12 protein-coding genes are annotated in these 16,148 nt (G+C 31.5%); 5 read left to right on the plus strand and 7 right to left on the minus strand.

The window, feature by feature from the left end:
- Positions 1-21: 21 nt before the first annotated feature.
- Positions 22-507, minus strand: a complete 486-nt coding sequence (gene lspA / locus UCYN_RS03255) for a signal peptidase II (RefSeq protein ID WP_041487744.1) — start codon at positions 505-507, stop codon at positions 22-24.
- A gap of 5 nt (positions 508-512) precedes the next feature.
- Positions 513-1,088, minus strand: coding sequence for a biotin transporter BioY (locus UCYN_RS03260; protein WP_012954074.1), 576 nt, complete (start codon positions 1,086-1,088; stop codon positions 513-515).
- Between the two features lie 244 nt (positions 1,089-1,332).
- Here UCYN_RS03260 and def point away from each other — a divergent pair, with 244 nt between their 5' ends.
- Positions 1,333-1,896 (plus strand): peptide deformylase, encoded by a 564-nt coding sequence (gene def, locus UCYN_RS03265; RefSeq protein WP_148207765.1) that lies wholly within the window; start codon positions 1,333-1,335, stop codon positions 1,894-1,896.
- Positions 1,897-2,238: 342 nt separating this feature from the next.
- Here def and trpS read toward each other — a convergent pair whose 3' ends face one another.
- On the minus strand, positions 2,239-3,249 hold the full coding sequence (gene trpS / locus UCYN_RS03270; protein ID WP_012954076.1) for a tryptophan--tRNA ligase: 1,011 nt from the start codon (positions 3,247-3,249) through the stop codon (positions 2,239-2,241).
- A gap of 454 nt (positions 3,250-3,703) precedes the next feature.
- On the opposite strand from trpS, the gene metK reads away from it, so the two are divergent.
- On the plus strand, positions 3,704-4,951 hold the full coding sequence (metK, locus tag UCYN_RS03275) for a methionine adenosyltransferase (protein WP_012954077.1): 1,248 nt from the start codon (positions 3,704-3,706) through the stop codon (positions 4,949-4,951).
- Between the two features lie 299 nt (positions 4,952-5,250).
- Here metK and rsmH read toward each other — a convergent pair whose 3' ends face one another.
- Entirely contained in the window at positions 5,251-6,147 is an 897-nt protein-coding gene (gene rsmH / locus UCYN_RS03280) for a 16S rRNA (cytosine(1402)-N(4))-methyltransferase RsmH (RefSeq protein WP_012954078.1), read from the minus strand.
- 151 nt (positions 6,148-6,298) lie between these two features.
- On the opposite strand from rsmH, the gene UCYN_RS03285 reads away from it, so the two are divergent.
- Positions 6,299-6,721 carry a DUF4168 domain-containing protein gene (locus UCYN_RS03285; RefSeq protein WP_236608123.1) on the plus strand — a complete coding sequence of 141 codons (423 nt, stop codon included), beginning with the start codon at positions 6,299-6,301 and terminating at the stop codon, positions 6,719-6,721.
- A gap of 435 nt (positions 6,722-7,156) precedes the next feature.
- A complete protein-coding gene (gene gnd, locus UCYN_RS03290) occupies positions 7,157-8,578 on the plus strand; it encodes a decarboxylating NADP(+)-dependent phosphogluconate dehydrogenase (RefSeq protein ID WP_012954080.1) in 1,422 nt (473 codons plus the stop codon).
- A 79-nt stretch (positions 8,579-8,657) separates the two neighbouring features.
- On the opposite strand, the gene UCYN_RS03295 is transcribed toward gnd, so the two are convergent.
- Complete coding sequence (locus tag UCYN_RS03295) at positions 8,658-10,211, minus strand: YcjF family protein (protein ID WP_012954081.1); 1,554 nt, start codon at positions 10,209-10,211, stop codon at positions 8,658-8,660.
- Positions 10,212-10,734: 523 nt separating this feature from the next.
- On the opposite strand from UCYN_RS03295, the gene argC reads away from it, so the two are divergent.
- Entirely contained in the window at positions 10,735-11,793 is a 1,059-nt protein-coding gene (gene argC, locus UCYN_RS03300) for an N-acetyl-gamma-glutamyl-phosphate reductase (RefSeq protein WP_012954082.1), read from the plus strand.
- 136 nt (positions 11,794-11,929) lie between these two features.
- On the opposite strand, the gene UCYN_RS03305 is transcribed toward argC, so the two are convergent.
- A complete protein-coding gene (locus UCYN_RS03305; RefSeq protein WP_012954083.1) occupies positions 11,930-13,318 on the minus strand; it encodes an LCP family protein in 1,389 nt (462 codons plus the stop codon).
- A 501-nt stretch (positions 13,319-13,819) separates the two neighbouring features.
- Entirely contained in the window at positions 13,820-15,832 is a 2,013-nt protein-coding gene (tkt, locus tag UCYN_RS03310) for a transketolase (protein WP_012954084.1), read from the minus strand.
- Positions 15,833-16,148: the final 316 nt, after the last annotated feature.

Consider the following 16,148-nt stretch of genomic DNA (forward strand, 5'->3'; position numbering starts at 1 on the left):
TTAAGTTAAAAGAAACTAACTTTAATGAGATAAATCATTAGATGATTTTGGAAAAATATTCGCGCTAAATAACAAAATAATACCAAAATTAATTGAAATATCAGCTAAGTTAAATATTGGAAAATTAATTAAACGAAAGTCTAAGAAATCTACTACATAGCCAAAAAAAAATCTATCAATTCCATTACCAAGGGCTCCTGCTAATATAAAGCCATATCCTAGTTGCTCAAATATTTCCATTCTCTCCCCTAATATAAATAGTCCTATTAGTCCTATACTAACTCCTAAAGAAATCCAACGTAACCATACTACTCCTCCTTCAAAAAAGCTAAAAGCAGTTCCGGTATTTACTACATAAGTAAAATGAAAAATTTTAGGCAATAAAGGAATTGTATCTCCAATCTGAGTAAATGATTTTGTTATCCAATATTTACTAAGCTGATCTAGTAATAAATTACTAATACTTATTAACCAAAACCACATGTTTTTTTTTACAATGTTATTCATTTAAACTAGTCGAATAAAATATTACGTAAGATAAAGGCAACGAAAGCTGTAGTACAAGCTAAGATTAATTGTGAAAAAATAGGATAAATAGAATAATTCACTACAAGATTTAAGAAGTCTGTTATTGATAAAGTTAAGGAATTTAGCATCCAAAAACTAAATAAATAGATTAAGCCAAAGGTATGTATCATAAGCAAACCACTTACTGTGCTTATGAGTAAAATCTCTAATTTGGTTTTATACTTAAAAGAAAGCCATCCACATAACCAAGCTCCAGGAGCAAATCCTAAAATATAACCAAAACTAGGTTGCCCAATATATTGGAGTCCTCCTCCATTGATAAAAATTGGATATACAAAAAGACCTAGCAATAGGTAAGCAAATTGTGATAGAAATCCTGCATTTTTTCCTCCTATACATCCTGTTAATAAAACAGCTCCTATTTGGAACGTTATACCTAAGGACATGTGACTAAAATCTGCTTCTGGAAAATTTAGGGCTATATTTGCTTCAACGAAAACGCTAAAAATTGTTAATAATAATCCAATTATAGTCCAGAGTAACTCATTGACAAAAAGCACAGTTAATACATAATATTCGTATATTTTGATAATTCTATATCCTTACGTATGTAATTTACAAATAATTTAGAATTGTTTGTAATGAGTCCATAAAAAAATAATTTTGAAAAATATATAAATCATTTACTTGGTAAATCAATATTTTTTTGAAATATTGACTAAATCAACTGTGCGTAATGGTTTTTAAATTTTTTATTATGGTTATTTTGGTAATACGATAGAATGTAATGATTACTTATTCTTAATCATAGATTCAATGACAATTGAGCAACAAAAACCAGATGATTCTTTATTAGATATTCATTATTTAGGAGATAAAGATTTACGTAAGTCTGCAAAGCGAGTTTCTAAAATTGATGATTCTATTCGTGAATTAGCTAGAGATATGTTACAAACTATGTATAGTTCAAATGGTATTGGTTTAGCCTCTACTCAAGTTGGTATTCATAAACAATTAATTGTTATTGATTGCGAACCTGAACTATCTACTAATGCTCCTTTGATTTTGATAAACCCTAAAATTAACTATTATTCTCAAGAGTTATGTGTTATGGAGGAGGGCTGTTTGAGTATTCCAGGAGTATATTTTGATGTAATTCGTCCCGAAATGATTCAAGTTTCATTTAAAAACGAAAATGGAAGGCCTTGTCAAATAAGTGCTACTGATTTATTAGCAAGAGTGATTCAACACGAAATTGATCACCTTAATGGTGTTATGTTTGTTGATAGAGTTACCAATGACTTAGATTTAACCACTAAGCTTCAAGAAAAAGGATTTACTAGAGAATCTGTAAAGTCTTTAAAGTAAGATGATAAAAAGTCTATTTTTCTCATTAAAAAAATTATTCATAACTTACCAAAATACTTGATAAATGTATTTAGAATGTTTAGTTTTGGAAAAACTGCTAATTAATACTAAGTGCTAGACTTTTTAAGATTTCGAATAATCAACATATAATAAGATTGATATCAATCTAGAGAAGTACCTATTTCACTATTGATAGTTATTCTGTAGATGTCTTGTTTAGATTTCTTCTATTTTTTCAACACTTTTATAGGAATTATCTTTTGCGAAGAGAATCATTTTTATCATGATTAATTATCAAATATAATAATTAATCACAATAATGAGTAAATCAACAATTAGTATTTAAAAAGAACATAAATATCCCAAGGAATGTTTAACTTTGCTCAAAGTTTCATTAGCAATAGTTTCGGCTTTATCCTTACCTTCTTTTAATACTGAATCTAAATAATACTTATCAGTAATGATGCTATGATACTTTTCCTGAATTGGTGTTAGCGCTTCAATAGTCGTATCAGCTAGCAAAGGCTTGAATTGCCCCCACCCCATATCACGGCATTCTTGTAATACATCTTGCTTTGTTTTTCCAGATAAAAGTGTATATAAGTTTAATAAATTATTACATTCTGGACGATCGTTATTGTCAAATTCCAACCCTTTTGCAGAATCAGTTTTGCAACGTTTAATTTTTTTGTGTATTAAATCAGGTGGATCTAATAAATTAATTCTGCTTAAATCAGAAGAATCAGATTTTGACATTTTAGACCTCCCATCACTTAAGCTCATAACCCTTGCTCCTGAGTCTCTAATTAGAGGTTCAGGAATTTTAAAAACTGGATTTTCTAATGTAGAAAATTTGCTGTTAAATCTTGCTGCAATATCCCGAGTTAATTCTAAATGTTGCTTTTGATCTTCCCCAACAGGAACATAGCTTGCGTTGTACAATAGTATGTCTGCTGCCATTAATATAGGGTAATTTAACAAACCGACACTAACATTCTCACCCTGCTTAAGAGCTTTTTCTTTGAATTGAATCATTCTTTCTAACCAATTCAAAGGTGTGATGCAATTAAGCAACCAAACTAATTCACTATGGGCTGAAACATGAGATTGAACGAAGATTGTAGAGTCTTTTAAATTAATGCCACAGGCTAAATAAAGAGCTGCAATAGAGTATGTGTCTTCGATTAGGGTTTTTGGATCATGAGGAATAGTAATAGCATGAAGATCTACTACACAAAAGAAATTTTCGTATTTTTGTTGTAAATCCACCCAGTTACTAATTGCTCCTAAATAGTTCCCTAGATGTAGATTACCTGTAGGTTGTACTCCTGATAAGATACGTTGTTTAAGCATTAAAATAATAATGTAAATTAGTTATTATAATTTCTTTAAGATTATGACTGATTATGTAATCCATGTAAAAGAATTTATGCTGTATTTAGGTTAAATTATTTTTCTTGACTAATTAAAAATTTATATCGAGAGGATTGCAGACACTTAATTTACTATTGAATAATGAAATATAAAAAAATGTTGTTATCCTATTATTTAATACAACTGATCATTAATATGTTATTACATTAGGCAATAACAAAAATGAAGTCTTAACTTATCAATTTTTCTAAGATTAATTTTTATATTAATCTTTGTAAAGATCTAAAGCTATCAATGACTACTAATTATTCACTTTAATTGTGCCATTACTAAAAACATACATAAAAATTTCCTAATTCGAAGCTTAAAGTGTATGATTGTGTTTTAATAAAAACTTAATTTATATTATTATTATTTAGAGAGGTAAGAAACATTGTCTCGTAGTTATCTATTTACTTCTGAATCTGTTACTGAAGGTCATCCCGATAAAGTCTGTGACCAAATATCTGATACCATTATAGATACCCTACTTCATCATGATGATCAAAGCCGGGTAGCGGCCGAAGTGGTAGTAAACACGGGGTTAGTATTGATCACTGGAGAAATAACCTCTCAGGCTAATGTTAATTTTGTCGATTTAGCACGCAAGAAAATCGCGGAAATTGGATATACTGATGCTGATAACGGCTTCTCTGCTGATAGTTGTTCAGTTCTAATAGCTTTAGATCAACAATCAGCTGATATTGCGCAAGGAGTTACCCAAGCTCATGAACAACGTAAATCATCTAGCGATGATGATCTAGATAAAATTGGAGCAGGCGATCAAGGAATTATGTTTGGTTTTGCTTGCGACGAAACCCCGGAATTAATGCCTTTACCAATATCTTTAGCACATCGTTTTTCGCATCGTTTAGCTACCGTCAGAAAAACAGGTGATTTGTCATACTTGCGCCCTGATGGGAAAACGCAAGTATCTATAGTGTACGAAGATGGTATACCTGTAGGTATTGATACTATTCTTATCTCTACTCAACACGATGAAACTATTGGTTCGTTGACTAGTAATAATGATGTTCAAAACAAAATCAAATCTGATCTCTGGGACGCAGTAATTTTACCGGTACTTAAAGATTTTAATATTGAATCTTCTGAAAATACTCGTTTTTTAGTTAATCCTACTGGAAAATTTGTTATTGGTGGACCTCAAGGGGATGCAGGTTTAACTGGTCGTAAAATAATTGTGGATACTTACGGCGGCTACTCTCGCCATGGCGGAGGAGCTTTTTCTGGAAAAGATCCCACAAAAGTAGATCGTTCTGCAGCCTATGCTTGTCGTTATGTAGCTAAAAATATTGTAGCTGCAGGTTTAGCAAAAAAATGCGAGGTACAAGTTAGCTATGCTATTGGAGTAGCTCGTCCAGTCAGTATTTTTATAGATACATTTGGAACGAGTAAAGTAGATGAAATAAAATTATTAGAAATCATTAAAGAATTATTTGAATTACGTCCTGCAGGTATTATTCAAAATTTTAGATTGCGTCAACTACCTGCAGAGCGAAACGGCCGTTTTTATCAAGATACAGCAGTATATGGACATTTTGGAAGAGATGATCTGGATCTACCATGGGAATCAACTGATAAAGCGATGGTATTAAATCAAGCTTTCTCTATCAATGTCTAAAAATTTAGATTATGGTAACTATCTAATTCTTATTACTAATAAAAAGAATTAGATAGTTACCATAGTTCTTTTGACATGATGAAAGTTTTTGTATCTACGATAAGTAAACTAAGCGTTGATAGAGTTAAAGCTAAAAATAATTAAAATCATAGCTAGTAAATACTATCTGACTCGCTCATATGTACGGCAACATGTAAATGCATTTATATATGTTAGTCTTTTCGAAATAAAACTGGTATTTTTGTATTTTAAAAATACCAGTTTTGCAAATTTAAAGTCATGTAAGTTACCGTGAATTATTAAATGTTTTTACGTTTTGCAAATCTTAATTTTGCAGAACGAGAACGTCTATTATTATATTTTTCTTCTTGTTTTGGAATAATAGGTTTTTTAGTTATTACATCAAGTAAAGATGAATCACGGAAAGTATGCTTAACAATACGATCCTCAAGACTATGAAAACTAATAATTCCGATATTTCCTTGAGGTTTTAACCAAGAAGGCGACTGTTGAAGAAACTTTTCTAAAGAAGTAAGTTCATCATTAACTATAATACGTAGAGCTTGAAAGACTCTTGTAGCCGGATGAATGCGCCCATAACGATACTTCGGAGGAAAAACTTTAGAAATTGCTGAAGCTAAATCAGTAGTGGTAAAGAATGGACGGTTCTCTACGAGGTAACGAGCAATAGAGCGAGAACGTTTTTCTTCTCCATATTGATAAAAAATATTTGCTAAGGTTATCTCACTCCAATGATTAATTATTTCTTCAGCAGTGAGAGATTGTTCACGATTCATTCTCATATCCAAAGAAGCTTCATGACGAAAACTAAATCCTCTTTCTGGATTGTCTAATTGAGGAGAACTAACACCTAAATCGGCGATAATACCATCAAATTCTTCTATTTTTCCTGGATAATCTTTAAAATTTCCTGCCCATGTTTGAAAACGTTGCTTCATTGAAGAAGACATATTAGTTTTAGTATTTAAAATTGCATCGTCATCTAGATCAATGCCAATAACTTGAACGTTTGGAAAGGTACTCAATATTAAGTTGCTATGTCCTCCTCTTCCAAGAGTCGCATCTAAGTATATACCACCAGGTTTGATAGCTAAACCTTCTATAAGCTCCTGAGAGAGAACTGGTATATGAATATCAGAAAAAAAATGTCCTTCAATTGGTGTGAGATTTGTCATAACGAAATTTTTTTAGTAGTAATCAGGAACTTATAACACTCAAAATAATTCAAAAAAAAAGAAATTCCGCGGAGATCCAGTTATCAATATAAATTTGACGGTTCAACGTATGGTATTTGTTCACTTTTGTTCTTTAAATTTGAACAGGATTTTGCCCCGTTTTTTTATGTCTAGTTTAATAACACTACTTGGTATTCTTTACGGATGTAGTTTAGTTTCAACTATTTCTCCCTCCTTTTCTCAGTCAATCATGAAGTTCAGTGATAAAGATATCACTAATTATGCTCAAATTGTTTTGAAAATTGAGGATCAACGCCAGATTGCTTATCAAAAAATTGAGGAAATAACAGAGGGTTTACCACAAGAAATTAGTTGTGATCAATCATACACTCTGAAACAGTTACCTAATCAAGCTCAAACTATAGCAGTTAAATTTTGCAATTTATCTAAAAAAATAGCTCAGGATAGTGGTTTATCTTCTAATAAGTTTAATAGCATAACTGAAAAAGCACAAAAAGATACAACTTTGAGAAAAAGAATTCAAAATGCTATGATTCGGGCTAGATTGCCTTAACTTAAAAGAAAAATAATAAACTATCAATATCAATTATTTTCGAAATATAAAAGAAAGTAAATTGTTTATATTCACAATCATAGTTTTTATGAATTATTTAAGATGTCAATTTTGAAAACATAAGAATCTAAGCTAAGATTTGTTTGATTAAAAACATATCTGAAGATATTAGTCTCCTGTTAAAAATTCTAATCTAATTATTTTTGATAAATACTATATAAATTTATTAAAAAATTTTAAATTTCAGCAATCTAATAAGATCTTATTATTAATAATAATTTTTTCGTAAGATTAATTAAGATTATATTTAGAGAATACATATTTAGGAAGAGTAAAGTTTACACTTATCACTGGTGTTACTGAAAAGCACTTTAATAGTAAAATAAAGTTGTGATTTTCCTAATCTAGATAACCCGTAGAGTGAGTAAGAATTGTATGACAAAGCGAACCTTTGGTGTCATTGGCTTAGCGGTGATGGGAGAAAACCTCGCCCTTAATGTTGAAAGTCGTGGTTTTCCAATTGCTGTCTATAACCGCACAGCAAGTAAAACAGAAGAATTCATGAAAACTCGGGCCCAGGGCAAAGATGTTAAAGCGGCCTATTCATTAGAAGAGTTTGTAAAAGTCTTAGAACAACCTCGTAAAATTTTAGTGATGGTTAAAGCAGGAAAACCTGTTGATGCTGTCATTGAAGATTTAAAACCCCTTTTAGATAAAGGAGATATGATTATTGATGGTGGTAATTCTCTTTATGAGGATACTGAACGTCGTACTCAATACTTAGAATCAACAGGACTTGGTTTTGTTGGTATGGGGGTTAGTGGTGGTGAAGAAGGCGCATTAAAGGGTCCTAGTCTCATGCCTGGAGGTACGAAAGCTGCTTATAAAGAATTAGAGCCTATTCTAACTAAAATTGCAGCACAAGTTGATGATGGTCCTTGTGTTACGTTTGTCGGGCCTGGTGGAGCTGGGCATTATGTCAAAATGGTTCATAATGGAATTGAATACGGGGATATGCAATTAATTGCAGAAGCCTATGACATAATGAAAAATGCTCTTGGACTTAGTAATCAAGAATTACATGAAGTATTTGCTAAATGGAATACTACTGATGAACTTAATTCTTTTTTAATTGAAATTACTGCAGATATATTTAAAAATATTGATCCAGAAAGCAATAAAGCACTTCTTGATTTAATTTTAGATTCTGCTGGGCAAAAAGGTACTGGACGTTGGACAATAGTGACCTCTTTAGAGCTGGGAGTCCCTATTCCTACAATGTACGCAGCAGTAAATGCGCGAGTAATGTCCTCCTATAAAGATGAAAGAATATCTGCTTCAAAACAATTAACTGGTTCTACTATTGAATTTAAAGGGAATGTCAGTGAATTTGTTGATAAAGTAAGAGATGCTCTTTATTGCTCTAAAATATGCTCATATGCTCAGGGGATGGCTTTAATCGCTAAAGCTTCTACCGAATACTATAACGGTGAGATAAGCCTACCAGAATCATCTCGTATTTGGAAGGGTGGTTGTATTATTCGAGCTGGCTTCTTAGACAAGATCAAGAAAGCTTTTGTTGATAATCCAAGCTTACCTAATTTACTTCTAGCTCCTGAATTTAAGCAAACTATATTGGATCGTCAAGATGCTTGGCGTGAAGTTCTTGTATTAGCTAGTCAAGCAGGAATACCAGTTCCAGCTTTTAGCGCTTCTTTAGACTATTTTGATAGCTATCGTCGTGCAAATTTACCTCAAAATTTAACTCAAGCACAACGAGATTATTTTGGAGCTCATACATACGAGCGTATTGATAAACCTAGAGGAGAATTTTTCCACACTGAGTGGGCTTCATAGTTCTTCCTTTAATATTGATTTACAAATAAAATCCCTTTTTATAAGTAGAAAGGGATTTTATTTGTAAATCAATACTGAATCACCATTCATCTTTGTCTAATTTTTTTTTATCTGTTGACTTTAGGTTATCCCTTAAAGGATTGATAATTTTTAAAATAGCATCTTCTACAAAATTTTTAAGAAACATATCTTGTTTATTTAATTGAAAATTTCTTTGTACCACCTCTTTGATACCTCCTTTTCCCCAACTCTGATTATTAGAAAAATATTCAACGAAGCTTTGTCCTGCAATACGCGTTAAATAAGCGACTGTAACACTTTGTAAAACTTTTCCGACAAGAAAACTCGATATATTTAATTGTAATATTTTCCCTAAAACTTCGACAGCTCCTTTGGTTATTTGCAGACCTATTAAAGTTTTACCTAAAGATAAAGCTAGTTCCTTCCCTTCATCACTACTTAGCTTACATTCGTAAACTTGACCAATTTCGACTATCATTTGCGTGTTAACTGCTGCTGTCGCTAACATGTCAAAAAAAGGTAATGGATTAACAAGTACAACACCTGCTGTCACCCATTGGTATTGATTTATAACTTTATTACTTTGCTTACCTCTTTGGCTATCAATAATTTGAGACGCTTCTTTCTCCAAGCGTTGGGACTTGGTAATAATATTTTTAGAAATCAGTTCTTGTCCTTCTGCTCGTAAAATTATTACGATTTTTCTAATTAAAGTATTGATACTAGGTGATAAGTCTACCTTTTGTATCATTTCTAATTGTCTATTTTGAGGATTTGCAGATATTAAGATTACGTCTTCTACGAAAAGAAGATTTGTTGTTTTATTTTTTAAACTATTTAGAATTTTAATTCTATCTTTTTGAGAATAAAGATCTATTTTATTAAAAATTAATAATACTTTTTTACCAAGGCTATTAATAAATTTTAAAAATTGATATTCAGATTGGGATAAGTCATTATCTACGATAAATAGTAATAAATCTGATTGCAAGGATAATTGTTTTGCTAACTTTCCTCTTTTTTCCCCCTTTAATCCCATTTCTAAAATACCAGGAGTATCTGTGATTAAAACTTTACTAGATAGTCCTTTCAACTTAATACGATAACTTACCCCAATTTTAGTTGTTCCCATCGAAGAATTAACTTGACCTATTACTTCACCAACCAAAGAATTTATAAGAGACGTTTTGCCTACGGAGCCTTTGCCAAAGAGAATGACTTTAAATTCTTGTCTATCCAGATCATCTATTATTTCTTTAGAGCGTTTTAGTAAAGACTGTTTTAGAGCCTTATTTTTAATATTTTTTACACGATCAATAATAAGTTTTACATCTTGTAAAGAAATTTTTTTTCTATTTGTGAATTTAGATAAATAATTTTCCTTATATTTTGAATCAAATTTTCTGGCAAATAGTTTGTTATAGTAAAATGCCCAAGTATAGATTAAAAATCCTGATATTCCTGTTATTAAAAATATTAAAATATTAGCTAATAAGGGAGCAGTAAAAGAAATTTGTATATAAAGTTGATAAATAGAATTAACTAACCAGATAATTAATCCAAGAATTAAACTTAACCCAAAAATTAAGATAATCAAACGATAAAAAGGCATAAAAAATATATTGGTTCGCTAGTAGTAAAGTGAACTAAATTATATAAAATTGGATATAACTTAAAATGTGTTACTAAATAATACTTTGAGTTAAAACTTACAATCCCTAAGTATCAAGATAATTTGATTTTTTAAGATCTTAAATTGTAAGTAATTATAATTTATCGTAAAGCTTTAGTTACACTGAATGATTTCTAAACTGATGAAAACTAAAAATAAAATCGTACAATTTCAAGTGATTACTGTAAACAAAATAATTGATTTAAAAATTAATTCATACTTATTATTAACACATAACTTATAAATTTTAATGTAATTAACCATGCAATGAAATAACAGTATAAAGTAGCTCTGAAAATTACATCTTCTTCCTTTTTAAATTACATCAGTCTTTTTTTCTAATTTATTAATTAGATGCATTTTTAACAAACTCAATTAATTTAATGAAAACTGCTACTTAAAAGTTATATTACAATCTGACTAATATTTAAAATTAGTTGAAAAATATACAAACTTTATAAATATGACTCAATCAAGATTAATATCAGTTGGAATCGTTGGTGCTTCTGGATATGGAGGAATGCAATTAGTTAAGCTTTTACAAGAACATCCCTTAGTTGAAATTGTTTACTTAGGTGGAAAAGAAAGCGCTGGAAAATCTTATGCTGAGGTATATCCGCATTTAGGACATAAAATTAACTTGATAATAGAGCCTATTGATATTGATTTAATTATTGCTCGTTGTGAAGTCGTTTTTCTAGGCTTACCTAATGGCTATACTTGTGATATTGCCCCAAAATTACTTTCTAAAGGATGTAAAGTTTTTGATTTATCAGCAGATTACCGGTTTAAAAATTTACAAGTTTACAGCTATTGGTACAATAAAAAACGCAACGATATAGAAACTGCAAATTCTGCTGTTTATGGGCTGCCAGAACTATATCGTACTGATATTCAATCAACCTCATTAATTGGCTGCCCTGGATGTTATCCTACCGCTAGCTTATTAGCTTTATCACCTCTTTTAAAGCAAGGTTTAATACTTCCAGAAACCATTATCATTGATGCAAAATCAGGCACTTCTGGAGGAGGCAGGCAAGCTAAAATGAACTTATTACTTGCTGAAGCAGAAGGATCACTCGGTACATATAATGTTGTCAGACATCGTCATACACCAGAAATAGAGCAAATTTGTTGTGACTTGACAGGTCATGAAGTTAAAATTCAATTTACTCCTTATTTGGTACCTATGGTTAGAGGAATACTTTCAACTGTTTATGCAAGCCTTAGAGATCCAGGATTAATACGTGATGATTTATTAACTATTTACAATGCTTTTTATCGTTCTTCTCCTTTTATAAAGGTATTACCTAAAGGAGTTTACCCTCAAACAAAATGGGCTTCTGGAACAAATCTTTGTTACCTTGGACTTGAAACCGATCCACGTACAGGTCGAGTAATTGTTTTTTCTGCAATCGATAATCTTATTAAAGGACAAGCTGGTCAAGCAATACAATGTCTCAATATTATGATGGGATGGGACGAGACTCTTGGGTTACCTCAATTATGTTTTTATCCGTAGAAATAACTTAAAAACATTTATAGAATTTAATTACATATTTTATTTTAATAACAATATAAGCTGTGTAGTAGAGAAGAATTTAATTTATTATTATTTTATCAGTATTGTTTATACTAAAAACTATCGTATAAAGAAACTACGGATTTGATTTAGAATGATATTTTTCCCAATCCAAGCCTATAACAATTGTAATATCAGAAGCTAAGTTTCCAGTACTTTCTACAAGAACTTCACCTATTCCCAAATCTATCCTTAACGCTGCAGCTCCTATGCTATCTCCATTTTGCGCTATTATGCGCGTCTTAGAAAGATTTTCTGGCCATTGATGACTAATAAAAGTACGTTGGTACCCAGCATTTTTCAAGAAATCAACCACTTGTTGACCTAATTCAGGATTTTTAGTACTGTTCTGTACTGCTATTCTTAAGCTATTTGGTGCTGCTTCTTTTATACCTAAGTTAGGTACACCATAGTCGAAATATGTTGCAACCATATTTTTAATTTGATTATGGTCTGGCAACCAGTAACTCACTTTATGTTTACCATTTCCGTTAAAATTACCAGGAAGCATTAACATCTGTACGTTAGAACGTTGTATCTGAGACGCAAAACCAGATAAAGCTACTAACTCCTCAACAGTTAAATTAGTATCGATATAAGAATTAATAATTGACAATATTTCAGGTATTCTTAGTAGATTTTTAGGTTTTAGTGCTTGTTCAACTAAAGCTCTCATGAATATCTGTTGACGTTGAACTCTCCCAATATCACCATAACGATCATAACGGAAACGTAGAAAGGAAACAGCTTTTTGCCCATCTATATGTTGTTCGCCTTCCTTAATATTAATATAGAGATGTTGACTATGATCAGTGTATTTCATGTTTTTAGGAACATAAATTTTCACTCCTCCTAGAGCGTCAATTACTTTTTCAACTCCTTGTATATTGAATCTAACATAACGGTTTATTGGGACTCCACCTAATAAATTACTAATAGTTTCTGCAGCAAGAGAAGGACCACCATAATAATTAGCTTCATTTATTTTTCTAATTTCATGCTTAATAATTGCTTGAGTATCTCTAGGAATAGATAAGATACTTAACTTTCTAGTTATAGGATCAAATCTAGCGAGAACAACAGTATCAGATAAGCCTTTAAAAGAGTTGACTAAAGCATGATGTCCTAAGTTTTTTGTTGCTTTCTTATCATTTATTTCGGATGTTAAAACTTTCGTACCTAAAATGAGGACATTAACAGGACGACTTAATTTTGGAAGTCGTAAATTGGTATAAGAAATAGTTTCATTTTGGCTAAAAGCTTTTTCTTGATTTTCAGTTAAAGAACTTCTTTGCAAAGGCTTTGATGATAAAGAAATAGCTACTAGCACTCCAATAGTAGTTGACATGATGCTAACTATTATTAGTCCTAAGCTCATACGTGACCATTTGATATTTTCTCCTTTATTTTCAATAGAAGATTTCTGATTAAATAAATTATTAGGATTTTTTTTCTTAAATGACACAGCTTTCTTTACACCTTAAGTATCTTAAATATATTTTAAAACTTTTTTCTTAACACAATTTCAACTGTTTTTATGAGTCATAATAAACTTTCATGACAGTTATTGAAAGAACGAGAAAATAATCAAACTTCGCTTTAATTATTTTTTTTATCTAATTCGATATTCAAAGGTAATTTAACCTTAACTTAAATAGATTAAAAATGAATGCATAATATGCATAACTGATTCTGATTAAATTAAATATTTCTTTATGTAAATGTCTCTAAGGTATAAATAAAGGGTAATTAATTTATATCTTAAAACTAATATAAGATACTTTTTAGTCTAATTTAATTTAGCTAAACAAATATAATGATACTACTCTGGAGTATGTGCAATAAAGATTATTTTTTTATAATAAGTTTTAATTAAATAGTTAGATAAAACAACATTCATTATTTCAAATAAAACCCTCTAATATCCTTAGAGGGTTTTATTTGAATAACACAATAGATATGTTAATTATCCTAAAAGCATTTTGGCTTTAGCAATAACATTTTCAATGGTAAAACCAAATTTTTCCATACATACTTTACCAGGAGCAGAAGCACCAAAAGAATCAATACTAATGGTATCTCCCTCAGTACCTACATACTTTGTCCATCCTAAGCTAATACCTGCTTCTACAGACAATCTCTTTGTTACAGCTTTAGGCAGCACAGACTCTTTGTAAGCTGCATTTTGTGCTTCAAATTTTTCCCAACAAGGCATAGAAACCACTCGAACTTTTTTACTCATATTTGATAATTGTTCAGCAGCAGATACACACAAACTAACTTCAGAACCTGTTCCCATAAGAATAATATCAGGTTCACCATCGCAATCAAGTATGGTGTATGCTCCTTTATCAACTCCTTCTATAGAGGTTCCAGCCAAATTAGGTACGTTCTGACGAGTAAGTACTAGTAAAGTTGGTAAATTACTTTGTGCATTTTCAATCGCAATCTTATAAGCACCTGAACATTCATTCCCATCAGCAGGCCTTATAACTGTTAGAGTTGGAATTGCGCGTAAAGACATTACAGTTTCTACTGGTTGATGAGTAGGCCCATCTTCTCCTTGTCCAATAGAATCATGAGTCGTTACCCAAATTACTCCTGCTTGAGATAAAGCAGATAGCCTTATAGAAGCTCTTACGTAATCAGTAAAAATTAAAAATGTAGCACAATAAGGTATCAAACCAGAGTTATGGAGTGCTATTCCATTACAGATAGCTCCCATAGCATGCTCTCTGACCCCAAAATGAACATTACGATTCTCGTACTGTCCCTTCTGGAAATCTCCAGAATTTTTAAGTTCTGTTAAATTAGAATGAGTTAAATCTGCTGATCCTCCTAGTAACTCAGGTAATACAGGAGAAAGGTAATTCAACATATTAGCAGAATACTTACGAGTAGATAATCCAGCTTCTTCTGGAGTGAAACTTGGAAGTACCTGAGTCCAATTTTCAGGAAGTCTACCACTCATATAACGTTCAAATTCAGCAGCTTCTAGAGGATATTTTGCTTTGTAATCATTAAGAGTAAGATTCCATTGTGATTCATGATCTACACCTCTATCAATAGATTTGCCCATATGAGTGAGAACATTTTCAGGTATGACGAAAGGTTCATATTCCCAACCTAAATTTTGTCGAGTAAGTGCAATCTCCTCTGCACCTAAAGCAGCTCCATGAATTCCAGCAGTATTTTGTCTATTAGGAGAACCGTAGCCGATAGTAGTTGTGACCTTTATCATTGTAGGTTTATCGGTAACTTGCTTGGCTTTTTCAATAGCTTCAGCGATCGCCACTAAATCAGTATTACCATTTTCTACATGTAAAACATGCCATCCATAGGCCTCAAAACGTTTAGACACATCTTCTGTGAATGCTACATCAGTAGAACCATCAATAGAGATATGATTATCATCATAAAGGGCAATCAATTTCCCCAGTCCCCAATGTCCTGCAATAGAGCATGCTTCGCTGGCAACCCCTTCCATGTTACAACCATCACCTAAAATGACATAGGTATAGTGATCAACGATAGTAGCATCAGGCTTGTTAAACTTAGCTGCTAAATGTGCTTCTGCAAGAGCCAGCCCAACACCATTAGCGATGCCTTGCCCTAAAGGACCAGTAGTTACTTCAATACCATCAGTCTCAAAATTTTCAGGATGTCCAGGAGTTTTCGAACCCCACTGGCGAAATTCCTTAATATCGTCAATAGTTACACTGTCGTAGCCAGTTAAATAAAGCAAAGCATAGTGCAACATACTGCCATGTCCAGCAGACAGAATAAAACGGTCACGATTAAACCACTTTGGGTTCTTAGGATTAAACCGCATAAATTTATCCCATAAAACAAATGCCATTGGAGCTGCGCCCATTGGCAACCCTGGGTGACCTGATTTTGCTTTTTCAACAGCATCAACAGCTAAAAAACGAATAGAGTTAATACAAAGTTCTTCGAGCGACCGGGTAGCAGCAATCATAATTTTTTCTAAAATGAACTACAGTAATATAATGATTCAGCATGGAGTAGAAAACTTATCAGTTGTCAGCTACCCCAGATTTTGTCTTTATCATCCCACTCTAATGTAACGATGGGAAGACGTGGAATCAAAATCTTATTGAAATATTTACATTTTCTTCAGGATCAATAGCTTATCTACTATCTAGTCTTTAAGTATTATTAAAATTAAACACTATTTTCTCAACAATTCACATTCCATACATGAGTAATAATTGAAACTTATTGTAACTATCTAAACACTTTTATATTTATGTTGTTCTGCATTTACTTTGAAA

Source organism: Candidatus Atelocyanobacterium thalassa isolate ALOHA (assembly GCF_000025125.1).
Lineage (GTDB): Bacteria > Cyanobacteriota > Cyanobacteriia > Cyanobacteriales > Microcystaceae > Atelocyanobacterium > Atelocyanobacterium thalassae.